This is a genomic window from Geomonas sp. RF6 (assembly GCF_021044625.1).
In the GTDB taxonomy this organism is placed as follows: Bacteria; Desulfobacterota; Desulfuromonadia; order Geobacterales; family Geobacteraceae; genus RF6.
In genome coordinates this window covers 2,326,242-2,348,038 of sequence record NZ_CP087999.1, presented here as the reverse complement: position 1 = coordinate 2,348,038, position 21,797 = coordinate 2,326,242, and the positions used below count along the sequence as shown (strand labels likewise).

Sequence of the window (21,797 nt, the reverse complement as noted above, 5' to 3'; positions counted from 1 at the left end):
ACGCCACTAGACCGACCGTCTCGGTCAATCACGACTCTCTTTCCCCTTGCACAACACGCAGGAGAAGAGAATGGAGATGAAATCGCGCAGCGGCTGGGGGGACTTCATGACCTTCGCCCTCAGTATCGCGCCTTCCCACCCTGAGAGGATGAAGCCGGCCACCGTCTCCGCATCCACGTCCCGGGTCAGTTCCCCAGCGTTCTGCGCCTCCCGCAGACACGCCGCAAAGCGCTCCTTCCAGTTGCCGAAGATGGCATCCAGCCTCGCGCGAAACCGCTCGTTCTGATCCGCGAGCTCCTGGCCGAGATTCCCGATAAGGCATCCTTTGCTGCACTGGTTCTGCTCGAGGCGGGCAAGTCCGCTCTCCAGGTAATTTCGTATCCGGTTCAGCGGGGTCACTTCTTCGTCCTGCAAAAAGGTGTGCAGCCGCTGGTCGTACCGCTCGGCGAAGCGGTCGATGATGGCAAGGCCAAACTCCTCCTTGCTCCCGAAGTAGTGATAGAACGACCCCTTCGGTACCCCCACCTGCTTCAGCACGGCGTCGATACCGGTGGCATTGTACCCCTGCAGCGAGATCATTGCCGTGCCCGCAGTTATTATTTCCGCTTTCGTGTCTCGCTTTTCCATAGCGGCGCATACTAGACCGGTCGTCTAGCGCTGTCAACAGACATTTCCGTTCTGCTCCGACGTCTCTCGATCCGGGGTGGAGAGTCACCCTCCGGGGAGGGGAAAACGTATCCCCCGGACACCTTGACATCGGCAGATGCCGTAATTATTTTTCCGTAAGAAGGACACCACCGGAAAGGAGGTCATCACCATGGCAAGTTGGGACATTTTCAGGGAGTTGGACAGTCTGAGAAGAGAGATGGACGAGGCTTTCCGCGGCGTCGGCTTCAACCGTCCGATGGCTGCAAGCTTCTTGTCACCGCAGGCAGCACGGCGCTTCCCGCTGGTGAACCTGAGCGAGGATGAAGGGCACGTCTACCTCGAGGCTCTGCTCCCCGGAGTCGATCCGAAGCAGACTGAACTCTCCGTCCTGAGAAACAGCGTCTCCATCAGCGGCGAGAGGAAGCCTTTTGCAGAGCAGCGCGGACAGATCGTGCACCGCAGCGAGCTTGGCTCCGGCAAGTTCACCCGCACCCTCGAGATCCCGGTCGACATCAACCCCGACAACATCAGCGCCCAGTACAACGACGGGATTCTCCGGATCACCATGCCGAAAGCGGAACACGTGCGCCCCAAAAAGATCGACATCAGCGTCTCCTAAAAGAGCCTGAAACGCATCCATGAAAGGAGGAGATCATCATGGCAGACACCAGCTTGACTGAAAGCAGTGAAGGGAAAACCATGCAGGCTCGCGAAGAGATGAGATCGGCAGAAAGGTATCTCAAGCCTGCAGTCAACATAGTAGAAACCGAAGAAGGTCTCATGCTTACGGCGGATGTTCCGGGTGCCACGAAGGAAGGGCTGGAGGTCCATGTGGAGAAGGGGATCCTCACCATCAGCGCACGCATCTCGCACACCCTTCCCGGGACCGCGGTGTATCGTGAGTTCGAACTCGCGACCTACTACCGGCAGTTCGCGATCCCCGAGACGCTGGACAACACGAAGGCACGTGCGGAGCTCATCAACGGCATCCTCACCCTGCGCATCCCGAAGATGGAGGCGGCAAAGCCGCGCAGGATCGAAATCCAGGTTTCCTGAGGCAGAGAAGACACGACCGAAATAAGGGCCGCAGGAGCGGCCCTTGCTGTTTGAGATTACAAAATTCCAGGAACTGCAGATCGCGCAGGTGAAAAGCTATGGCAGCGACCTACCAGGACTATTACAAGACACTCGGCGTCGGCAAGACCGCGAGCCAGGACGAGATCCAGAAGGCGTACCGGAAGCTGGCCCGGAAATACCACCCCGACATAAACAAGGCGGCTGACGCAGAAGAGAACTTCAAGGGAATCAACGAGGCGTACGAGGTCCTCGGCGACCCGCAGAAGCGCCAGATGTACGACCAGTATGGCAGCGCCTGGAGTGCCGCCGGACAAGGGGGGCAAGGATTCCGCCCGCCCCCCGGCGGCCACGATACGCACTACTCCTTCCGCAGCGGCGATCCCGAATCGTTCAGCCAGTTTTTCCAGGACCTCTTCGGCGGCGGGTGGGAGGGGCATGCGAGCGACGAGATGTGGGGGGGCGGAGTACGCCGGCACCGCGGCCGTGACCACGAGGCGACGCTGGACATCTCCCTGCACGACGCATTTCACGGCGGGAAGAAAACGGTACAACTGGAGCGCCTTGAATACGAGGCGGACGGCAGGGCGCACAGGGTGAAGAAGAGCTACGAGGTAAATGTGCCGCGAGGGGTGACCGAAGGCTCCCTCATCCGCCTCGCCGGGCAGGGTGGGCTCGGCAGCGGCGGGGGGGCCGACGGCGACCTTTTCCTCAAGGTGCACATCCTCCCCGACCCGCGGTTCCAGTTGCAGGAGCACGACCTCGTCACCACGCTTAAGGTCTCGCCGTGGGAGGCCGCCCTCGGCGCGAAGGTCCCGGTGCCGACTGTGGATGGCCTGGTCAATCTCTCCATTCCGCCGGGGACGCAGAGCGGGCAGACGCTGCGGCTGCGGGGAAAAGGGATGCCGATCACCCCGAACTCCTTTGGCGATCTGCTCGCCGAGGTGCACATCATGGTACCAAGCACCCTTAGCAGCCGGGAGAGAGAGCTTTTAGAGGAACTGGCGCGCGAGTCGCGGTTCAACCCGCGGCAGTAGGGAGGAGAAGCGGAGATGCCAAGGACACAGTATGAAGTGATCATCCGCACGAGAAACGAGCTCGCCTCCCTTCCCGGGATCCCCCTTCAGGAGCTGTGCAGGCTTTGCGAGTGTCAAATGCCGATCATGCGGCGACTGGTGGACACCGGACTTCTGGAACCGATCTCCACGAGGGGGGAGCCGCTCTATGCCACGCACTGCGTAATACGCGCCCGAAAGGCGCTGCGGCTGAAACGCGACCTCGGACTCAACTTCGATGCACTCGCTCTGGTGATGGAGTTACTGGACAGGATAGAGGATCTGGAGCGCAGGCTCCGGTAGGACGGGGGTTAAAGGTATGTGAAAATGTAGGCCGGAATAAGCGCAGCGTTTCCGGCAGCCTTCGGCAGCATCTCGATCCGCTGGCGCCGGCGCCGAGTCTGGCGAAGGCAAATCCCCCCTGTCCCCCCTTCGCAAAGGGGGGAACGCGAGGTCTCGTGCACGGTGGAAATATGGTTCACGCTGCGCGGACCACCCGAGAGCCACAAAAAAGCAGGTTGGGAAAAGCTCCCGAACCTGCTTTTTCATTTCCGCCACCTTCCGAGCACCTTATGCCCGCTACTTCTTGAGGAGCTCGACTTCCAGGGCGATCGTCACTTCGTCTCCAACCGCAACCCCGCCACTCTCTATCGCTTTGTTCCAGGTCAGACCGAAATCTTTCCGGTTGATGGTAGTCACCGCAGAAGCGCCACGTTTCAGGTTTCCCCACGGATCTTTGAGCGCCTTCGTCGGGCCTTCCACATCGAGCACCACCGGCCTCGTCACGCCATGCAGGGTCAGCTGTCCGTGCACCTTGAGACGGTCGGCCCCGACTCTCTCAACCCGCTGCGACACAAAGGTCATCGTGGGGAATCTTTCCACGTCAAAAAAGTCTGCGCTCCTGAGATGGGCATCCCTCTTGGCGACGCCGGTATTTACGGAAGCGGTGTCTATGATGACATCCACTTTGGAGTTGCGCAGGTCCTTGTCGTCGATCTGGATCGCGCCGCTGAATTTACCGAAATCTCCTCTGACGTTGGAGACCATGAGGTGACGCACCTTGAATCCCACACTGGAATGTTCCTGGTCTATGGTCCAGGAGTCTGCCGAGGCGAGAGACGGCACTGCAAAGATGGCGAGTGCTGCTAAAAACCTGATAATTGTACCTTTCATGATGTGTTCCCTCCGCTTGTAAACCAGGTTCACCTGGTCTGGCTTCATCGAATTGCCCTGAAAATACCCATTTCTTCCAGCTATTTCCTGCCGTTGCTGCTCCTGTCCCTCAGGCCGATGCTCCGGCACAGCCGGGCCAGTTCCTCCTGCTCATTTGCGTTCAGAATCCCCATCTCCGCCACTATCGCTTCCATGATTCGCGGAAAAAGGCCGGTTATCAGTGCGTCCCCACCGTCAGTCAGATAGATGGTGATGTAGCGGCGATCTTCCGCGCCACGCTCACGCCTTACCAGCCCGCGCTTTTCCAGGTTGTCGATGACCACCGTGATGTTGCCGCTGCTCTTCAATATCTTCGAGGCGATGTCACGCTGGCAGAGAGGTCCTTTGTGGTACAGCGCCTCCAGCACCCCGAACTGGCTTACCGTCAGATCCGCTGCAGCCATGTGGCGGGCGGTCCGGGAGGTGACGGACTCGGCAGCCCGCATGAGTTTCGTGTAGGCGTCGAGAGCCCTTTTTTCTGCATCGGTAAATGTCGTCCGCTTCTCTGTCATTTTAGTTCCAACTGATATGGTTTAAATTTAAACTATATGAAAACGGGTGACTCGTAAAGATTTTTTTTCGAGTGTTGCGGTGGGAGACTCCGGATGTGCAGGGGCAAAGGAGACGGGTCGGAATGGCCTATGGCTTAAGGCGCAGCGATCGGAACAGGGGATGGGAGCAGCCGTTTCAGCGGCCTGTCGGTCGCCGGGAACGCTTCGCTTATCCCGGCCTACATGACAACATGACTCCCCCTCCCGTGAGGGGGAGGGGGCTGGGGTGGGTGACGGTGCCGCCGGCATGGCGGGTCGCGCCGGGGACCGGGAGATCCTAACGGAAGTTCCAGGCCAGCTGGAGACCGACGAGGTCCACGCGCGCGGTGTAAGAGCCGTTCAGGGCACCTCGCAGGCGGTTCTCCTCGTCGAGCGGCTTCGAGATACGGGGATCATTTACGAAGATGTGGGTGTATCCGACGTCGACGGCGAGGTCGTCGCCGAATTTGTATCCGAAGCCGAAGGAGGCCCAGAACCGGTCGTTATCTGGGATGCGCGGTGTGCGGTATTGCGCCGACGGCACCGGTGTCTGGTCGTAGGCAGTGCCGGCTCGCACGGTCCAGGGGCCTGGCGCGTAGATCAGGCCGAGTGAGTAGCGCCAGGTGTTGTGCCAGCTCGTGGTGGTCACCGCATCTCTCTCGCTGGGGTTGTCAAAGCGGATGCGGAGCTCGTCGAAGGTGGACCAGTCGGTCCAGGTGAAATCGGTCGTGACGGCGAAGTCTTTCGTGATGTTGTGCCACACGCTGAAGGAAGCGCTGTCCGGAAGGGTCACGTCGGCCTTTACACCCGAAGCGACGAACCTGCCGCTCGGATTTACTGAGGGTGTGCCGGAAAAATCGGCCGATCCCTTCAGCGTGTGATCGATGCGGGAACGGTACGTTATACCAACCCGGGTCCCGGGGGTGAACTGGTACAGCATCCCGAGGTTGAAACCGACCCCCCAGCTGTCCCCCTTCATGGTCACCATGCCGTCGTTCCCCTGCGGCGTGTACCCCGGCAATCCGGCGGCGCCGAAGATGGTGCCGAAATCGATGGCGCTCGATAGCTTTGCCTTTGCGTACTGGACGTCCACCCCCGCCCCCAGGCTCAGGTGGTCATTCACCCTGTACGCGATGGCGGGGTTGATGTTCAAGGTCACCAGCTCCGACTTCACCGCGTGGTAGCGCCCTACCCAGGAGGGATCATAGTTCGTGCTCAAGCCAAAGGGGGAATAGAGCCCGATACCGAGGTGGAGCCGGTCACTTACCTGGCGGGAATAAAAGAGCGCCGCAACCGGGACCATCTGGCCGCCGTCGTCGTTGTCGCCGGTAAGGGGGGCCCCCGTGACATGGCGGGAGTTGTCGTTCCTGAAGTGCGCCACCGGAAAGATGCCGTGGGCCGCACCGACAAGTTGCCCTCCCGGTATGAGCACAAGCCCTGCGGGATTGAAGTAGATGGTGCTGGCATCCTCCGCGGCTGCGGCGCCACCTGCATACGCAGATCCAAGCTCTTTCGCGCTCTGTTCCAGAAGGGCGAATCCGGAGCCATGAGCGGCAGAGCTCCCTCCCGCTATCCACGATGCGGTAACCACAGCCATTACGCCCCATTTCCACTTGCCGATGTTGTGGTTCATGATGCCCTCGCTTTCTCACGGATTTCTCGATCCCACCACCTGCAACACCACGTGCGCACACGATCTGATACCGCAAAAGCTCCCGCTACTTCTCCGGCACGCCCTCCATTTTCTCATCTCATTGGGAAATGGCAAACATCTGAGGGGCTATCGGTGCATGAAGTTGGGGATTGGAGCGTGCTGGAGGGGGATAAAGGGCAGACGCCGAAGGAATATCAACAGAGTGTGGAGCAACTACGGGGACTACTGGCGCGACCTTGGGCCATCGAAATCGCTGTCGGAAAACTTCACCAGCGTCCCTTTCTTCCCGCCATACCGAAAGACGGTGACCCCTTTCACCCCCTTCTCGTAGGCCAGGAGATATGCCCCCGCCACATCTTCCTTCGTCGCTTCCGGAGGGAGGTTGATGGTCTTTGACACCGCATTGTCCGTGTACTCCTGGAAGGCGGCCTGCATCTCTATGTGATCGGCCGGCGGAATTTCGAGGGCGGTACGGAATATCTTCGCGATCTCCGCTGGAACTGCGGCAATTCCGGCAAGGCTCCCGCGACTCATGACGTCACGCATGAGGCTTTCAGAGTAGATACCGAGTTTCTGGGCGGTCTTCACGAAGTAGCGGTTCATCTCCGTGAGCTCCGTGTCGAGCACAAGCCGCTTGTAGGCAAGAGCAAAGAGCGGCTCAATCCCGCTGGAGCAGTCGGCGATGGTGGCAAGGGTACCGGTGGGGGCGATGGTCGTGGTGGTGGCATTGCGCACCCTCGGCATCTCCGGGGCATCGTAGATGGAGCCGGTGAAATTCGGAAAGACGCCGCGCTCCTCTGCCAGATCCGCCGAAGCCATGCGGGCAGCGCCCCTGATGAACCTCATGATGTTGCGGGCGAGCTCGAACGAGCCGTGATGGTTGTAGGGGAGGCCGAGGAGAATGAGGAGATCCGCCCACCCCATGACGCCGAGACCGATCTTCCGGTTCCCCTTGTGCATCGCCGAGATCGCGGGGAGAGGGTACACGCTCGCCTCGATGGTGTTGTCGAGGAAACGGACCGCCGTCCGTACATCCTCCCCCAGCGAAGGAAAATCGATGTCGCCGCGCTTCACGTACTTCGCGAGGTTGAGAGAGCCGAGGACGCACGCCTCATACGGGAGAAGCGGCTGCTCGCCGCAGGGGTTCGTGCTCTCGAAATCCCCGAGAAGCGGCGTCGGATTGCTCCTGTTCATGCGATCGATGAAAATGATGCCGGGGTCCCCGGTTTCCCAGGCGCAGGCGACGATCTCGTTGAACACCTTTCGAGCAGCAATGGCGCGCACTCCCTTTCCGGTGCGCGGGTTCACCAGCGTGTAGTCGGCACCCACCCGCAGCGCCTCCATGAAGTGGTCGGTGACGGCGACCGATATGTTGAAGTTTTCCAGCTCGTGAACGTCCCGCTTTATCCTCACGAACTCCATGATGTCGGGGTGGTCTACCCGCAGAACCCCCATGTTGGCGCCGCGACGCGCGCCACCCTGCTTTACCACGTCGGTAGCCGTATTGTAGATCTTCATGAAGGAAACGGGGCCGCTGGCAATCCCTCCGGTGGAGCGGACGATGTCCTCGCGCGGACGCAGGTGGGAGAAGGAAAAACCTGTACCCCCGCCGCTTTGGAGGATGAGGGCGGCATTCTTCAGCGTCTCGAAGATGCTGTCCATCGAGTCTTCGACGGGGAGGACGAAGCAGGCGGCGAGCTGCCCGCCCCCCTTCCCGGCATTCATGATGGCGGGGGAATTGGGGAGGAATCTCAAGCTGGAGAGGAGTGCGAAGAATCTCTCCTGCCACGGAGCCGGGTCGTTGCCGAAAAGCTTCTCCGACGCCGCCACCGTGCGGGCGATGCGCTGGAACATCTCCACCGGCGTCTCGATGATCTCTCCGCGGTCGTCCCGCAGTAGATAGCGAGCCTTCAGTATGGCGAGCGCGTTGTCGGTCAGTTCCATCATCGGTCCTTACGGTTACGGCAACCGTTCCGCCACGAGCCCCGCCCGCTTCGCCAGCGAGCGGAAGGCTTTGCGAAGCTCAGGGCGAAAGGGGGGGGCGCGCCGGGGGAGGGCATGGATGGGGGAAAGGAGAGCTCATGCCGTCGGCAGCCGGCCCTTCTATTCCCGCACCCGCAAAACGATCTTGCCGCGCACATGCCCCGTCTGGCTCAGCTGCTGCGCCCGGGCGGCTTCCGCGAGGGGGATGATGTTGCTTACCAGGGGCCTCACATCTCCCGAGTCGATGAGCGCGGCTATCTGAGCCAGTTCGTTCGCGTCTGGGCGCACCAGCATCAGCTCGCCACGTACGCCGCGCTCCGCCGCGGAGTTGGAGACGGAGAGGCTGACGGTGGAAACGAGGGTGCCACCGGTCCTGATCACCGGCCAGGAGCGCCGCTGGATCTCACCCCCCTGCGTATCGAGCACCACGTCGACGTCGCTGAGAACCTCGTCAAACGCGGCCTTCTCGTAGTCGATAAGTTCATCCGCTCCGAGCTCCCCTACCACATTTATGTTGCGCGAGCTCGAGGTGCCGATAACCCATGCTCCCTTCCACTTGGCGAACTGCACGGCGAAATGCCCCACCCCTCCGGCGGCGCCGTGGATAAGGACGCTCTGCCCGGGGCGCAGGTCCGCCACGTCGAAAAGGCCCTGCCAGGCGGTCAGCGCGGCGAGCGGCACCGCAGCGGCGTGCACATGGTCGAGCGACGACGGTTTGGGCGCCAGATCCTCCGCCGCGGCAACGGCATATTCCGCATAGGCCCCGTCGCGGGAGAAGTTCATCATGCCGTAGACCTCCTCCCCTTCCGTCACGCCCACCATCCCGATCCCCACCTTTTCCACCACCCCCGAGACGTCCCACCCCGGTATCAGGGGGAGCTGGCTCCGGAGCGACTCCTTCAGGTGGCCTGCGCGCACCTTCCAGTCAATGGGGTTCACCCCGGCAGCATGAACGCGGAGCAGAACTTCACCAGGACCGGGATCCGGCAGGGGGACCTCCTCCTGCACGAGAACTTCCGGACCACCATATGATGCGAAGCGGACAGCCTTCATCACATCCTCCTTCTCGTTGCGGCTTGGGAGACCGGCTCAGCCCGGTTCCGTCCTTCCTCCTTCTCACAGTGCCGAGCCATTGCTACCTCTCAATCCAGTGTACTGCACCGGGACACACAATTGAAGGCGACGCCGGAGCCGATGTCCCTGACCTCAGCAGGTGAGGAGCAGCCTTCGACGTGCCCCGGGGTAGGCTCCGGGCGCCTTCATCACCTTTATGCGCCAACGTAAATTTTATCGCTCCTGCAGCGTTCCCGCGGTGGAGATGAGAGGCTTTACCCTTCATTTTCAAACTGTTATGCTGAACTGTGCAGCCGCTAATGGTGCTTGCAGCGAAGGAAAGGAGGAGTCGATGCGGATGCTGATTGTGGAAGACGACGCTACCATGCAGCACCTGATGGCCACCATCATGTCGCGCCAGGGGATCAGCTGCGCCGTCGTCAACGACGGCCAGAGCGCGGTGGAGGCATGGGAACGGGAGGGGTTCGACGTCATCTTCATGGACATCCAGATGCCGGTGCTGGACGGGCTCGAGGCAACGCGCATTATCAGAAGAAGGGAAGCCGGGCGAGGGGGACATACCATCATCATCGCCACGACAGCCTTCGCCACCGATGCCGACCGCGAGATGTGCCTGAAGGCGGGGATGGACGACTACATGTCAAAGCCGATCGACCTGGAAAAGCTCTTTGCTCTTGTGGACAAGCATCGTGAGCTGCACAACCCTTCCCTGCACTGAAAGGGCGCGTCGGCTCCCCGCCGCCCGCAGGAGAGGTCACCACGACTCCGTGGAGGAGCTGCCTTGATAGCGCATCTGCGAAAGACCCCGCGGAAAGAGAGCTTCGAGATCCCGCCTGTGCACGAGGAGCAGATACTCGCGGAGCAGGTCCACCAGCTCTACAAGGTCGCCCCTATCGGCTTTCTCGGCACCCTCTTCAACTCAGTCATCGTCTTCCTCATCATGAGAAAGGTCACTCCTGATGGAGTCATGGCGATCTGGCTGACGGCGGTCCTGTCCGTGACCGGTCTGCGGGCCCTCCTTGTCGTGTCATTTCGCCGGGCGCAGCCGCACATCGACGGGGCCCTGTGGGAGAAGCGCTTTGTCACCACCGCCGGCCTCGTCGGCCTCGCCTGGGGGAGCATCAGCTACATACCGTTCACCTTCTCCCTTCCGCACCAGGTCTTCATTGCCTACGTGCTGGGGGGAATGGCAGCTGGCGCATCCTCCACCTTCGCCAAAGTGCGCTACGGCTTTCCCGCCTTTGCGATCCCCACCATTCTGCCGTTCGCCATCCATTTCTTCTTCATCGGCGACGCCTTCCACTACGGAATGGCCGCGATGGCCTTCATCTACCTGTTGCTGCTGTGGTACATCGCCCACAACAACTACCAAGTCAACAGGGAATCCCTCCTTTTGCGCTTCGAGAACCAGGACATGATCAAGGTGCTGAAGGAGGCGAACGAGGAGGTTGCCCTGCTAAACGAGCAGCTCTCCGAGGAGATAAAGGGGAAGCAGGAGGCGGAAAGGGAGCTGAGGGAGCACCACCGGCAGCTCGCGCGCACGGTGGAGGAACGCACCGCCGATCTGGTGCGGGCAAACGAGCAGCTAAAGGTGGAGATAGAGGAGAGAAAGGAAGTCGAAAAAGCGCTGGTGGAGAGTAACGAGCGGCTGGTCCTGGCGCAGCGGGCGGGGCGGATCGGCGTCTTTGATTGGGACATGGTCACCGGGCAGGTGATCCTGACGGCGGAGCTGGAGGAATTGTACGGGCTTCAGCCGGGGGAGTTCACGAGAGACTACAGGTCCTGGTCACACCTGGTCGATCCTGCAGATCTTGCGGCTCTGGAGGAGTCGATCCCCCTCTGGATCGAGAAGCAGGCCGGGCAGCTCTGCTTCCAATACCGGCTCATCGGTCCCGACGGCAGCATGCGCTGGATGGCTGCGACAGTCACCATCGCCTACGACGCGGAGGGGACGGCGCTCAGGATGATCGGCACCAACATGGACTTTTCCGAGATGAAGGAGGCACAGGCGAACCTGCAGGCTGCGAAGGAGGCTGCTGAGGCTGGCAGCCGCGCGAAGAGCCAGTTCCTCGCCAACATGAGCCACGAGATGAGGACCCCCCTTGCCGGAGTGCTCGGGATGCTGAAACTCGTCCTGGACATGGAGATCAACAGCGAGCAAAAGGAGCTGCTGGGGATGGCACGGCGCTCGGCGGAGTCTCTGCTGCGACTCATCGAGGACGTACTCGACTTCTCCCGCCTGGAGGCGGGGGTGATGAAGTTCGAGAAGAAGCCTTTCGACATCTCCGAGGTGGTACGTTCGGCGATCGAGGTGGTAAGCCTCAGCGCCAGGGACCGCGGCATCGATCTTTCCTGGGAGGTCGAAAAGGGGTTGCCCCACGAGCTGGAGGGGGATGCCGGACGGGTACGGCAGGTCCTGGTGAATCTTCTGGGGAATGCGGTGAAATTCACCGAGGAGGGGGGAGTCGAGGTGACCGTCCGGCCGGGAGATGAAGAGAGCGTCCTTTTTGCAGTAAGGGACACCGGAGTCGGTATCGCCCCCGCGGACATCGAGGGGATCTTCGGCAACTTCACCCAGATCGATTCCTCCCTGACGAGGAGGTACGGCGGCACCGGCCTCGGCCTCGCCCTCTCGAGGCAGATAGTAGAGAGCATAGGGGGGCGCATCTGGGTGGAAAGCAGTGCCGGCGTAGGGAGCACCTTCTACTTCACCATCCCCCTGCAGCCGTGAATCAGCCCCGCCCCCCCTGATCCTACCCCGTCGTCCCCAGCCCTGCCGCTATGGCATTTACCGTCTCCAGCAGCCGGAAGAGAAGCTCGTCCGATCCCTCCTCGTCGGGAGGGGTCTCCCGCCACTGCCGCAGCATCCCGATCTGTCGCCGATGGAGCACCATCAGCGCCTCCTCGCGCCTTGCCAGCGCCGCGTGAACGACGGCGCGACGCTCGGAAAGCCGCCCTCCGTAAATCTCCTCCAGCACGCTGGTGGTGAGATCGTACTCCTCCCGTATGGTGGAGAGGAAGCGGTCCCGCACCCCCGGGTCCTGCACCAGACCGGCATAGGCGCACATCACCTCCGGACTGGCGGTGGCGATGCTCGTGGCGACATTGCCGATGATGTAGCGCAGAGGGGTCCACGACCTGCTGATGCGGGCAAGCTCGGCGAAAGCTACCGGATCTTCATTGAGGAGCGATTCGAGCGCCGTCCCCATACCGAACCATCCCGAAAGGTAGTAGCGGGCCTGGCTCCAGCTGAAGACCCACGGTATGGCGCGCAGATCCGCCAGGGTAGCGCAGCCGGTACGGCGGGACGGGCGGGAGCCGATGCTGCTGCACTCGATCACGTCTATCGGCGTCGCTTCACGGAAGAAGTTGATAAAGCCTTCCGTCTTCACCAGCTCTTCGTACGCCTCGCGGCTCCTCGCCGCCAGCCTGTCCATGACCGGCTCCAGGGGAGAGCTCTCCCTCGGCTGCCCCTTCTGCCCGACACTTACCCCGGCGGTTCCGGCCAGGAGCAGTTCCAGGTTGTAGGCGGCGTTCATGGGGTTTGAGTACTTCTGCGCTATGACCTCCCCCTGTTCCGTGAGACGCAGGTCGCCGCCGACCGCGCCGCTCGGCAGCCCCCTGAGAAAGCGGCTGGTGGGGCCCGCCCCCCGGCTTATGGTGCCGCCGCGCCCGTGGAAGAATCGGATGCGCACGCCGAGCCGCCTCCCGGTCTCCATCATCGCCTCCTGGCTGCGGTAGAGCCCCCAGAGACTGGCCATGAGTCCCCCGTCCTTGTTGCTGTCGCTGTAACCGACCATGACCTGTTGCACCGGCTTCTCCCCGCAGAGGTGGGCAAGGGTGCGCCTGGTCATCGGGTGCTCCAGGAAGTCGTTCAGGATCCGGGCGCTGCCGGCGAGGTCGTCGATCGTCTCGAAGAGGGGCACTACAGGCAGGAGGCATGCCTGACCCTGCGGCGTGGCGACGGTAAGTCGCGCCTCACGGGCGAGGAGATAGACCACGAGAAGGTCGGAGACGCTGCGGGTCATACTCACAATGAGGGAGCCAAGGCCGGCAGCGCCGTAATCGCGGATGTGGGCGGCAAGGACCCGGTAGCAGTCGATCACCTTCTCCGCCTCCTCACCGGGACGCCCGTCGTTGTGCGCGAAGGGGCGCGGCGACGAGAGCTCGCTGTTCAGGAAGGCGAGCCGGCGCTCCTCCCCCCATTCCGAGAAGCGGCAATCCTCCATCCCCGCCGCCGCCATGAGCTGCTCGACGGCGCGATCGTGGTAACGGCTGTTTTGCCGGATGTCCAGGGAGGCGAGGTGAAACCCGAAAACCTCCACCGTTCGCAACACCGGCACCATGTCCGCGCGCGCCATCCGCAGGGCCCCGACCTCGACGAGGGCATCGCGCAGGAGACGCAAGTCTCCCGCCAGCTCCTCCGCCTTGCCGTAGCGCGCCTCCCCGGAGGTGGCGAGCACCTGGCTCGTCCCGGAGTCGTCTATCGGGAGCTTCGCCTTCATCAGGTTGACCATCTGCCGCCACGGCTGGTCCGGCGTCTGGGAGACGACCTCCGCGCCGCGCGCACGCAGCTCGCACATCATCTCTTCCAGGCGCTCCTGCAGCCTTGGGGGCGGCGGGAGGAGACGGTTGTTGATACTGAGACGGGTGCCGAGGGTGGTGAGCTGGCCGTCGATGAGGGAGAGGGCATTCAGCCTCAGCTCTTTCAGCGTCTGTTCCGTCACCTCCGGGGTAATCAGCGGGTGGCCGTCCCGGTCCCCCCCCACCCAGGTGCTGAAGGAAAGTTTCGGGAGGTGCCCGGCGGCGGCAGAAAATTTCCCCTTCAGCCCCGCCTCACGCCACGCATGACGCAGGCGCCGGTCGAGGATCTGCACCACCTGGGGAAAGATCTCACGGAGGTAATAGATGATCCCCGCCAACTCGTCCATGACCTGGGGCTTCTCGAGGTAGATCTCCCCCGTGCGCCAGAGCCTCTCCAGCACGGCGATGACCTCCTCGCGTATATCTTCCCGCTCGGCCGGCGTCCAGACGGAGTTCTCCAGCTTCACGAGGAGAAGGTACAGCTCCCGCAGGTGCCTCAGCACCGAGGCCCGCTTCGCCTCGGTGGGATGAGCGGTAAGGACCGGCTCCACCCGGATCTCCCCCAGCTCCGCGGCGATCTGCTCGTCGGGGACACCCTGCCCCTTCAGCTGTTCCAGCACCTGCCCCCAAAGCCCCGGCGCCGCTGCCAGCCCCTCCTCCGTCTCGCGGGCCCGGCGCAGCTGCACCGAAAGGTTCTCCTCCACCATGTTGCGCAGCTGGAACGCGATGGACCAGGCGCGCACAAGGCGAAAGTCGTCGGAGACGGCCGCCCCCACCCCTTTCCATGGGAGGCTGGAGGCGATATGCTCCTCGCCGAGGTCGCTGAACATCTCGCCCAGGCAGGACATGAGATAACCCAGATCGCGCTGCAGCTTGTCCGATTCCCAGCGGGTAACCATTTGAGCCATCGGTGTCTCCTTGTCGCAAACCGGCTGCACCTTCCCCTTCACCAGGCACCGGAAAGGGAGCCGACGAAAGGGGGGGGAGTGCTGAACACGAGATGTTGTAACGGGTTACATTCGGGCGAGAAGCGGGTGATACGGCTGGAGGATATATCTCTGATGTTATACCTGCTAACGAAGGGGGAGGCAAATGGGCGGGGATCGGCCGGAGAGAGAGGGTCGAGGAGCGCAGCACCGAGTGCTGTGGAAGAGCGTCTGGGGGGGGGGAAAGCGGGCGCGCCCATCACGGTGCCGTCGATGAGTTTTTCTTAGACATGACCGGCAAATGCGTGGCAAGCAGACGATAGCTCTTGAAGGCGGGTAGGTTTCGGCTATCTTTTGGGAGTCGCGGCGGGTAGGGCGGGGGGTGCGAAGCGGAGAGGTAGAGATCCGTGTGGAAGGAGGTGAAGATGCAGGGACCGGTGCAACAACTACGCGAGCCTCGACGTTATACGGTATGTGAGCAGGACGAGGTGGAGGAAGGTACGCTCCTGATCTTTGGTGGGGGTATTCCCGCGTCGAGCCCCGCTTCAGCGGCAATGCGCCCCAGGCGCCGCACGTCCTATCTCGCCATCGCCGTCACAGCATTCACCCTCTCCGCTCTTTGCCTCTGGCACCTCTGCACTTCGGGATGATTTCTTGCTGAGGATTGCTCCATGGAGGCCGGAATAAGCGAAGCGTTACCGGCAACTCCGCCGGTCGGCACACATCCTCTTACTCTGTGGTGGACTGCCGGGAACGCCTGTCGGCTTATCCCGGCCTACGGTGACCGCCCTCTCCTCCCGTTTTGAGTGAGGGCACGTCTTTGCTCCTGCTCTCCACTCACTCCGGCTCCGGCAAATACGCCGGTGTGTCGCGCGGGGCGGCACGCAGATACTGGGCCGGCCACGCCACAACGTGGCGCAACTCCCGGGCGGCCTTCAGAGGCCAGTAGGGGTCGCGCAGCAGTTCCCGGGCGAGAAGCACGATGTCGGCCTGCCCGGTGCGCACGATGTGGTCGGCCTGCATCGGCGCAGTTATCAGCCCCACCGCTCCCGTCTTCATCCCGGTCCGGCGCCTGATCTCTTCCGCGAACGGCGTCTGGTACCCCGGCCCGATCGGGATCTTTGCGTGGGGAACCGTTCCGCCGGAGGAGCAGTCCACCAGATCAACACCGAGCGGCCCAAGCTGACGCACCAGTTCCACCGTCTGCTCCAGATCCCATCCCCCGTCAAACCAGTCGGTACAGGAGACCCTCATCAGGAGTGGCAGCTCGTCCGGCCAGACCTTCCGTACCGCCGACACGATCTCCCGCGCCAGGCGCGTGCGGTTCTCGAAGCTTCCGCCGTAGCTGTCGGTGCGCTCGTTGCTGATCGGGGAAAGAAACTGGTGAATGAGGTAGCCGTGTGCGGCATGTATCTCCACCACCCTGAATCCCGCGTGCAGTGCGCGCCTGGCCGCGTCCGCAAAGGCGGCGACCGCCTGGCTTATCTCCTCCTGCGTGAGTGCCCTCGGCACTGCACTCTCCTCGTCGAATGCGAGTGCACTCGGTGCCACGATCTCCCACCCCCCTTCATCCTCCCCAAGCGTGTCGTTGCGTCCTTCCCAGGGGGGAGGAGTGCTCGCCTTCCGTCCGGCATGCGCGATCTGGACTCCGGGGACGCTGCCGCGCCGGGCGATGAAGTGGGCGATGCGGCCAAGGACCTCCATGTGCTCGTCCCGCCAGACGCCGAGGTCCTGCGGACTGATCCGCCCCTCCGGCGTGACGGCGGCGGCCTCGGTCATCACCAGCCCGGCGCCGCCTACCGCGCGGCTGCCGAGATGGACAAAGTGCCAGTCGTTGGCAAATCCGTCGATGCTGGAGTACTCGCACATCGGGGAAACGGTGATGCGGTTCGGAAGGGTTACGCTGCGCAGGGGAAGCGGCTCGAAAAGATGTGGCATCAATGACCTCCTAGTGGTGGCACCGGGTGCGGGGGGTTCAGGGAATGAGGATACCACACCTGCGCCGTCCGGGAGGGGTAGGTGAACTACTTCTTGCAACACCGGCGAAGACGCTATACTATGACCGACTTTTAATCTATTACGGGGGCACGTGATGAAATCAGTGGTGGTGGGCGCTTTGCTTTTGATGGTAAGTGGGTGCGGTTGGAAGACGGCAGACGAAGCCAACGGCAAAGATAGCGGTGGCGGCTCCACTATCTTTACCAACAACACGACCATCACCACAATCTCGGGAACCGTCACCACGACAGTAAGGCAGGCCGGCAGCTTCGCCTCATCCTCATCTCCCAGCGGGATCGCGCCGTACACCACCACGACCAGCAACGGCACCTTCTCCACCGCGACTCAACTGATCGCGTCCGCAGATACGATCGTCACCTTCGAGACCATCACCGACACGACAGCGTCACCTGCCACGGAGCAGATCCTGCGCGCGGGTGGAAGAACCGTCACGGTCAACTCGGTGGTGTCCTGGGTCCCCGGCCTCAACGCCGGGACCTCCATAACGCTCGTGAGCGGCCAGACCATCAACGTCCCCTCCGGCACGACCGTGGCGACTTTGGATGGCGGGTTCCAGATCGTCACGGGGCACCACCTCAACATTCCCACCACCGCCGGAGCTATCGTATCCGCGCCAGTGACCGCGTCCGGCGCCGCCGACAACGCGGTCAAAGCCCAGTAGCCCGAGCAGGCTCCTGTACCTCAAGTGGGACAGGCACCTTTTAACAAAGGAGCCAGTCCCGCTCCGCTACAGTGTCCTGCGCCACCATACCAGCCGCAGGGCAGCCGCGACAAGGCAGCCGACGGAAAGCCATTGCGCCGGGGTCGACTCCATCCGCTGCAGGTAGAAGGCGAGCGCTACCAGCAGCGCCGTCCAGGAAAGATGCAGCACCCAGCGGTGCAGGGGGCGCAGGAGCTCCCTGCGGTCCTCCTCGGCGACACGGATGAAGAGCTCCCCCTGGTGCATGGTGTCGACGAGGTGCCTCGCCTTTACCAGCGTCAGCGGAAGCTGCCTGATTTCGTGCCCCACCATCCCCCAGAGGTCGTTCCCCTCCCCCAGCGCCCGCCCGAGGTTCGCCTTGAGGATCGGCAGGATGTCCTTTATGCCGTTGAAGTTCTCGATATAGCTCGTGCCGAGCCCCTCGATGATGGAGCTCGCACGCATCACGTAGATTATTTCCTGCGGGAGCTTGAAGGGGTAGTCCTTCATGGTGTCCATGACGCCGAAGGCGAGTTCCTGCATGGAGGTGGCACTGAGATGCTCGTTGTCGAAGATGTGGAAGATGTCTTCGGCGAGGCCGGCGAGCTGGTCCTGCGGCACGGTGTCGGTGATGATCCCGAGCTTTCGCGTCGCCTGCACCAGCAGATCGAAGTCGCGCTCGTACGCCGCCTTCACCGTGTTGATCATGGCGAGGCGCGTCCCCTGCGGTATGCGGCTCACCATTCCGAAGTCGAGGAGGACCAGATCGCCGTCCAGCGTCACCAGGAGGTTTCCGGGGTGAGGGTCGGCGTGGAAGAACCCCTTCACCAGCATCTGCTCCGTGTAGAAGAGGACGAGCTTCTCCATGAGGGTGTCGAAGGGAACCTGCAGACGCGCCAGCTCCTCACGGTCGTCGAAGCGAATCCCCTCCTCGTAGCTCATTACCAGTGCATCGGGAGAGGAATAGGCGCGATAGGGGACGGGAAAACGGACACCGGAGTTGGGATAGGTCTGGCGGAAGCGCTCAAGGTTTGCCACCTCCACCTGCATGTCCACTTCCTGGACGATGGTGCGGCTGAAGGCGGAGAGGACCGCCTCGATGGAGTTGCGGGTGTACTCCGCGAAAAGGGGGTGCAGGATCGCCAGAAACCACCCCAGGAGACGGATGTCCTCCCGGACCACGCGCTCGACGCGGTTGCGGCGCAGCTTCACGGCCACCTGCTCCCCCGTCAGAAGTATCGCCCGGTGGACCTGCCCGATGGAGGCGCAGGCTATCGGTCTCTCCTCGAAGGTGGCGAAGCATTCCGCGCCGCGGAAAGCTCGTCCGAAGACGGCACGGAAGTCCGCAGTACTCATGGGCGGCAGCTGGTCGTGAAGCTGGCGCAGCGCCTCGAGGTAGGTTGTGTCGAAGAAGTCGGCACGAGTGGCGAGGACCTGGGCGAGCTTTATGAAGCTCGGACCCAGTTCCTCGATGGCCGAAACGAGCGGCGCCGGCGCCAAGGGGTACATCCCCAGCCAGCTGGGGCGCCTGCGGATCAGCAGGAAGACCGTCAGGAGGACACGGAATACCGTGTAGATCCGAAGCGGGTGGTAAAGCCGGACAAGGAGGCGGATGCTGCTCACGGCATCACGGCTGCCCCTGGCGCGACCTCGCCAGCTCCGCCCGGAGCGCATCGACCTCCGCACGCAAGGCGGTGACGTCGGTGCGCTTCGCGAGGCCGAGCTCGTCCATCGCTTCCTTCAGCAGATCCTTTATGCTCGACTTCACCTGCTCCCGTTCCTCGGTCCCCTTCGCCACCGTTTTCTCGAAGAATTCCCGCGCTCTCCGGTCCCCCTCTTCCCTGAACCCGCGTGTCGATTCTCCCGCCTGCTCCAACTTTTCCTTTGCGAGGATCGCGGCACCGAGGCCGAAGTACATCAGCTGCTCAAGCTTGTCTCTCATGGTCACTCCTTTACGGTAACGCCCGCCGGAAAAAACCGCTGCACCGACAGGACTTCCATTCAATTTTATCGTTGTCGCGGCAAAGAAGCGATAGGGGCGGCATGCGCAGTACGGCGGCGATTTATTTGTAGTTATGCATCCGCCGAACAGCTACCATTGTAGGTGAATGCTGCGGGCTCGATCCAGTGCGACCGGACGAGTCTCGGAGCCACCCAGGGGAGACAAGAAGATGGAATTGACCAGACTCTTCGAGAGCTACGGGATCGGTGTCATGGCCACGGCTGCCGCCGACGGCAGCGTGAACACCGCGATATATGCGAGGCCGCATGTCCTGGACGAGAACACGCTGGTATGGGGAATGACGGACGGCCGGACCTTCAGAAACATCAGGGAAAATCCCTTCGCCTCCTTTCTCTTCAAGACCTCCGGGCAAGGATTTACCGGGGTGCGGATTCAGATAAAGATGGTCAGGACCGAGGAGGGGGAAATGCTGCAAAGGATCAAGGAGCACACGAATGAAGTCGTCGGCCCCGGTGCCGGTGACGCCATAACCCACGCCGTCGTCTTCGCCATTATCGAGATGCGCCCTCTGCTGTAGAAGGTAGAGGAAGGAAGAAGGGGTGGGCGGAGGGTGTATGCGTTTCGGGCTGTGCTGCATCTTTTTGCAGGAGGAGATCCCCTTCCGCACCACCACGGCAAAGGCCCTGTCGGCGTTGCCGCGCAGGGAGCAACTGGAAAAGTTGTCAACACTCTGCACCGGCAACGCCGGAAACCTCCTTCTGGCCCTGCAGACGGTCTCGCGGCTGAAGATAGGCGCCTTCCGCATTCTCTCCGGCCTCTTTCCGCGCATGACGCACCCGGAGGTGGGGTACACGGTTGATGAGCTCCCTCAGGCGCCTGAGATAGTCGACTTTCTGGGGAGGGCGAAGACCTTTGCAAAGGAGCACGACATCCGCCTCAGCTTCCACCCCGACCAGTTCATCGTCCTCTCCTCCCCAACTCCTGCCGTCGTTGCCAGCGCCATACGGGAACTCGATGCCCAGGCCGAGGTCGCCGAGGCCGTGGGGGCGGATGTCATCACCCTGCACGCCGGCGGTGTCTACGGGAGCAAGGAGCAGGCACTGGTGCGCTTCTGCGAGGTGTATGGCGATCTGCCGGAAAGGGTGAGGACGCGGCTGGCACTGGAAAATGATGACATAAGCTACACCGTGCGCGACCTCCTTCCAGCCTGCTACAAAACGGGAATCCCTCTGGTTTACGACGTGCACCACCACCGCTGCAACGGCGACGGCCTCTCCATCGAGGAAGCGACATACCTTTCTGGCGAGACGTGGCTGCCCTCGAAGCGGGAGCAGTACTGCCACATCTCCTCCCCGCGTGCCGGTTGGGGTGGGGCAGATCCGAAACCGCACGCCGACTACATCGACCCCGCTGACTTCCCCGAAGAGTGGCTGGGACGCAGCATGACCCTCGATGTCGAGGCGAAGGCAAAGGAGCTGGCAGTCTTGCGCCTGATGCGCGACCTGAAGCTGTGAGGATCGATCGGTTTGAACGGCCTGCAGGGGGGTGGCCCCTCATGTGGAGCTTGGAGCGTGCGTGGGTGGAGTAGACTGCTGAAGACGGGGTCTCACCGAACCCCGCCGGAAGGCTATGTGTTCAGCACCCCTGCATCGCCGGCCTGTGGGAGAGGGAGGCCATGGCCGCATCCTCGCCGGCGTCTAGCCGGCTGCCGCAGTAGGGGCAAACGGTACAAGAGGGGTCAACATAGCGGAGGCAATAACGGAAGGTGCACCGCTTCGGTTTCCTTCTGAAAGCCGACTGCAACTGTGTCTCCGCAGCCTGCTTGATGGCTAAGCACTCCATCGCCTCTTCCATCTGGACCCTTCGTTTTTCGACATTTTCTGCTTTTTTCTGCTTGCCGCGTTTCGACATTCCTACCCTCCAAAACCTTTCAACTCGTACCTTACAACTCTTTCCGGCTCCGGAAAAGCAGATTCGCATGCGCAACGAGCAGACGAGGATAGCGGTGGATGTCTGGGTTTGGTTTCAGGCAAAGGCAACACCCACCGCGAAGGCGCAAAGAGCGCAAAGAAGTGCGCGCAAGGAAAAAGCATAGAAATGTAACGCAGGAATCCCATTGCTTCGGTTATAGATTTTGTCTCTCTTTGCGGATTTTCCTTTGCGTCCTTTGCGCCTTTGCGGTGGATGTATGGTTTTGCATTGGATGCACACGCCCTGTTCGAAGCATAACATCCCCCGCACAGACCGACTCACGAACACCAGGAAAGTCGGCACCTTAGCCTTGGCCACCCCCGTTGCTCCCCGTTCCAACCAATGGAGCTAAATCCACTGATATAGGGAGGAGCAATGAGTAAATATACAGGAGTATGGGTGAGGGCTCCTGCCTATCAGGATCC

Annotated in this window: 21 protein-coding genes; 11 read left to right on the top strand and 10 right to left on the bottom strand. The window is 62.0% G+C overall.

Annotation, left to right across the window (positions count from 1 at the left end):
• Nucleotides 1–24 precede the first annotated feature (24 nt).
• Nucleotides 25–627 (bottom strand): TetR/AcrR family transcriptional regulator, encoded by a 603-nt coding sequence (locus tag LPW11_RS10090; RefSeq protein WP_230997995.1) that lies wholly within the window; start codon nt 625–627, stop codon nt 25–27.
• A gap of 190 nt (nt 628–817) precedes the next feature.
• On the opposite strand from LPW11_RS10090, the gene LPW11_RS10085 reads away from it, so the two are divergent.
• The 4 genes from LPW11_RS10085 to LPW11_RS10070 all read left to right on the top strand — a co-directional run bounded on the left by LPW11_RS10085 (nt 818) and on the right by LPW11_RS10070 (nt 3,080).
• Nucleotides 818–1,267, top strand: coding sequence for an Hsp20/alpha crystallin family protein (locus tag LPW11_RS10085; RefSeq protein ID WP_230997994.1), 450 nt, complete (start codon nt 818–820; stop codon nt 1,265–1,267).
• 38 nt (nt 1,268–1,305) lie between these two features.
• Nucleotides 1,306–1,704, top strand: a complete 399-nt coding sequence (locus LPW11_RS10080) for an Hsp20/alpha crystallin family protein (protein ID WP_230997993.1) — start codon at nt 1,306–1,308, stop codon at nt 1,702–1,704.
• Nucleotides 1,705–1,802: 98 nt separating this feature from the next.
• Nucleotides 1,803–2,759: a DnaJ C-terminal domain-containing protein gene (locus LPW11_RS10075; protein WP_230997992.1), complete on the top strand. Its 957-nt coding sequence runs from the start codon at nt 1,803–1,805 to the stop codon at nt 2,757–2,759.
• Between the two features lie 15 nt (nt 2,760–2,774).
• Nucleotides 2,775–3,080, top strand: coding sequence for a chaperone modulator CbpM (locus LPW11_RS10070; RefSeq protein ID WP_230997991.1), 306 nt, complete (start codon nt 2,775–2,777; stop codon nt 3,078–3,080).
• A gap of 276 nt (nt 3,081–3,356) precedes the next feature.
• Here LPW11_RS10070 and LPW11_RS10065 read toward each other — a convergent pair whose 3' ends face one another.
• From LPW11_RS10065 to LPW11_RS10045, 5 genes are all read right to left on the bottom strand, one after another.
• Nucleotides 3,357–3,950: a YceI family protein gene (locus tag LPW11_RS10065; protein WP_230997990.1), complete on the bottom strand. Its 594-nt coding sequence runs from the start codon at nt 3,948–3,950 to the stop codon at nt 3,357–3,359.
• Between the two features lie 80 nt (nt 3,951–4,030).
• Nucleotides 4,031–4,501: a MarR family winged helix-turn-helix transcriptional regulator gene (locus LPW11_RS10060; RefSeq protein ID WP_230997989.1), complete on the bottom strand. Its 471-nt coding sequence runs from the start codon at nt 4,499–4,501 to the stop codon at nt 4,031–4,033.
• A gap of 316 nt (nt 4,502–4,817) precedes the next feature.
• Nucleotides 4,818–6,152 (bottom strand): OmpP1/FadL family transporter, encoded by a 1,335-nt coding sequence (locus tag LPW11_RS10055; RefSeq protein ID WP_230997988.1) that lies wholly within the window; start codon nt 6,150–6,152, stop codon nt 4,818–4,820.
• Nucleotides 6,153–6,395: 243 nt separating this feature from the next.
• Nucleotides 6,396–8,120 (bottom strand): adenosylcobalamin-dependent ribonucleoside-diphosphate reductase, encoded by a 1,725-nt coding sequence (locus LPW11_RS10050; protein WP_230997987.1) that lies wholly within the window; start codon nt 8,118–8,120, stop codon nt 6,396–6,398.
• Nucleotides 8,121–8,276: 156 nt separating this feature from the next.
• On the bottom strand, nt 8,277–9,209 hold the full coding sequence (locus LPW11_RS10045; RefSeq protein ID WP_230997986.1) for an NADP-dependent oxidoreductase: 933 nt from the start codon (nt 9,207–9,209) through the stop codon (nt 8,277–8,279).
• Nucleotides 9,210–9,561: 352 nt separating this feature from the next.
• Between LPW11_RS10045 and LPW11_RS10040 the strand changes: the two genes are divergently transcribed.
• The gene (locus LPW11_RS10040; protein WP_230997985.1) at nt 9,562–9,948 is read left to right on the top strand and encodes a response regulator; all 387 of its coding nucleotides are present in this window, start codon (nt 9,562–9,564) and stop codon (nt 9,946–9,948) included.
• A gap of 63 nt (nt 9,949–10,011) precedes the next feature.
• The gene (locus tag LPW11_RS10035; RefSeq protein ID WP_230997984.1) at nt 10,012–11,961 is read left to right on the top strand and encodes an ATP-binding protein; all 1,950 of its coding nucleotides are present in this window, start codon (nt 10,012–10,014) and stop codon (nt 11,959–11,961) included.
• Between the two features lie 22 nt (nt 11,962–11,983).
• Here the strand turns inward: LPW11_RS10035 and LPW11_RS10030 are convergent, their stop codons facing one another.
• Nucleotides 11,984–14,722 carry a phosphoenolpyruvate carboxylase gene (locus LPW11_RS10030; protein ID WP_230997983.1) on the bottom strand — a complete coding sequence of 913 codons (2,739 nt, stop codon included), beginning with the start codon at nt 14,720–14,722 and terminating at the stop codon, nt 11,984–11,986.
• 443 nt (nt 14,723–15,165) lie between these two features.
• Between LPW11_RS10030 and LPW11_RS10025 the strand changes: the two genes are divergently transcribed.
• Nucleotides 15,166–15,390, top strand: a complete 225-nt coding sequence (locus LPW11_RS10025) for a hypothetical protein (protein WP_230997982.1) — start codon at nt 15,166–15,168, stop codon at nt 15,388–15,390.
• 187 nt (nt 15,391–15,577) lie between these two features.
• On the opposite strand, the gene LPW11_RS10020 is transcribed toward LPW11_RS10025, so the two are convergent.
• The gene (locus LPW11_RS10020; RefSeq protein ID WP_230997981.1) at nt 15,578–16,678 is read right to left on the bottom strand and encodes an NADH:flavin oxidoreductase/NADH oxidase; all 1,101 of its coding nucleotides are present in this window, start codon (nt 16,676–16,678) and stop codon (nt 15,578–15,580) included.
• A gap of 154 nt (nt 16,679–16,832) precedes the next feature.
• Between LPW11_RS10020 and LPW11_RS10015 the strand changes: the two genes are divergently transcribed.
• A complete protein-coding gene (locus tag LPW11_RS10015; RefSeq protein ID WP_230997980.1) occupies nt 16,833–17,420 on the top strand; it encodes a hypothetical protein in 588 nt (195 codons plus the stop codon).
• A 66-nt stretch (nt 17,421–17,486) separates the two neighbouring features.
• On the opposite strand, the gene LPW11_RS10010 is transcribed toward LPW11_RS10015, so the two are convergent.
• Nucleotides 17,487–19,061 (bottom strand): ABC1 kinase family protein, encoded by a 1,575-nt coding sequence (locus LPW11_RS10010; RefSeq protein ID WP_230997979.1) that lies wholly within the window; start codon nt 19,059–19,061, stop codon nt 17,487–17,489.
• Nucleotides 19,062–19,065: 4 nt separating this feature from the next.
• Nucleotides 19,066–19,380, bottom strand: a complete 315-nt coding sequence (locus LPW11_RS10005; RefSeq protein WP_230997978.1) for a phasin family protein — start codon at nt 19,378–19,380, stop codon at nt 19,066–19,068.
• A gap of 229 nt (nt 19,381–19,609) precedes the next feature.
• Between LPW11_RS10005 and LPW11_RS10000 the strand changes: the two genes are divergently transcribed.
• The 3 genes from LPW11_RS10000 to LPW11_RS09990 all read left to right on the top strand — a co-directional run bounded on the left by LPW11_RS10000 (nt 19,610) and on the right by LPW11_RS09990 (nt 21,496).
• Entirely contained in the window at nt 19,610–19,978 is a 369-nt protein-coding gene (locus LPW11_RS10000; protein WP_230997977.1) for a pyridoxamine 5'-phosphate oxidase family protein, read from the top strand.
• A 37-nt stretch (nt 19,979–20,015) separates the two neighbouring features.
• Nucleotides 20,016–20,915: a UV DNA damage repair endonuclease UvsE gene (gene uvsE, locus LPW11_RS09995; protein WP_230997976.1), complete on the top strand. Its 900-nt coding sequence runs from the start codon at nt 20,016–20,018 to the stop codon at nt 20,913–20,915.
• A gap of 251 nt (nt 20,916–21,166) precedes the next feature.
• Entirely contained in the window at nt 21,167–21,496 is a 330-nt protein-coding gene (locus LPW11_RS09990; protein WP_230997975.1) for a hypothetical protein, read from the top strand.
• Nucleotides 21,497–21,797: the final 301 nt, after the last annotated feature.

Coding starts and splice junctions, on each gene's coding strand:
- LPW11_RS10090 (WP_230997995.1), bottom strand. CDS start 627: ATGGAAAAGCGAGACACGAAAGCGGAAATAATAACTGCGGGCACGGCA.
- LPW11_RS10085 (WP_230997994.1), top strand. CDS start 818: ATGGCAAGTTGGGACATTTTCAGGGAGTTGGACAGTCTGAGAAGAGAG.
- LPW11_RS10080 (WP_230997993.1), top strand. CDS start 1,306: ATGGCAGACACCAGCTTGACTGAAAGCAGTGAAGGGAAAACCATGCAG.
- LPW11_RS10075 (WP_230997992.1), top strand. CDS start 1,803: ATGGCAGCGACCTACCAGGACTATTACAAGACACTCGGCGTCGGCAAG.
- LPW11_RS10070 (WP_230997991.1), top strand. CDS start 2,775: ATGCCAAGGACACAGTATGAAGTGATCATCCGCACGAGAAACGAGCTC.
- LPW11_RS10065 (WP_230997990.1), bottom strand. CDS start 3,950: ATGAAAGGTACAATTATCAGGTTTTTAGCAGCACTCGCCATCTTTGCA.
- LPW11_RS10060 (WP_230997989.1), bottom strand. CDS start 4,501: ATGACAGAGAAGCGGACGACATTTACCGATGCAGAAAAAAGGGCTCTC.
- LPW11_RS10055 (WP_230997988.1), bottom strand. CDS start 6,152: ATGAACCACAACATCGGCAAGTGGAAATGGGGCGTAATGGCTGTGGTT.
- LPW11_RS10050 (WP_230997987.1), bottom strand. CDS start 8,120: ATGATGGAACTGACCGACAACGCGCTCGCCATACTGAAGGCTCGCTAT.
- LPW11_RS10045 (WP_230997986.1), bottom strand. CDS start 9,209: ATGAAGGCTGTCCGCTTCGCATCATATGGTGGTCCGGAAGTTCTCGTG.
- LPW11_RS10040 (WP_230997985.1), top strand. CDS start 9,562: ATGCGGATGCTGATTGTGGAAGACGACGCTACCATGCAGCACCTGATG.
- LPW11_RS10030 (WP_230997983.1), bottom strand. CDS start 14,722: ATGGCTCAAATGGTTACCCGCTGGGAATCGGACAAGCTGCAGCGCGAT.
- LPW11_RS10025 (WP_230997982.1), top strand. CDS start 15,166: ATGCAGGGACCGGTGCAACAACTACGCGAGCCTCGACGTTATACGGTA.
- LPW11_RS10020 (WP_230997981.1), bottom strand. CDS start 16,678: ATGCCACATCTTTTCGAGCCGCTTCCCCTGCGCAGCGTAACCCTTCCG.
- LPW11_RS10015 (WP_230997980.1), top strand. CDS start 16,833: ATGAAATCAGTGGTGGTGGGCGCTTTGCTTTTGATGGTAAGTGGGTGC.
- LPW11_RS10005 (WP_230997978.1), bottom strand. CDS start 19,380: ATGAGAGACAAGCTTGAGCAGCTGATGTACTTCGGCCTCGGTGCCGCG.
- LPW11_RS10000 (WP_230997977.1), top strand. CDS start 19,610: ATGGAATTGACCAGACTCTTCGAGAGCTACGGGATCGGTGTCATGGCC.
- uvsE (WP_230997976.1), top strand. CDS start 20,016: ATGCGTTTCGGGCTGTGCTGCATCTTTTTGCAGGAGGAGATCCCCTTC.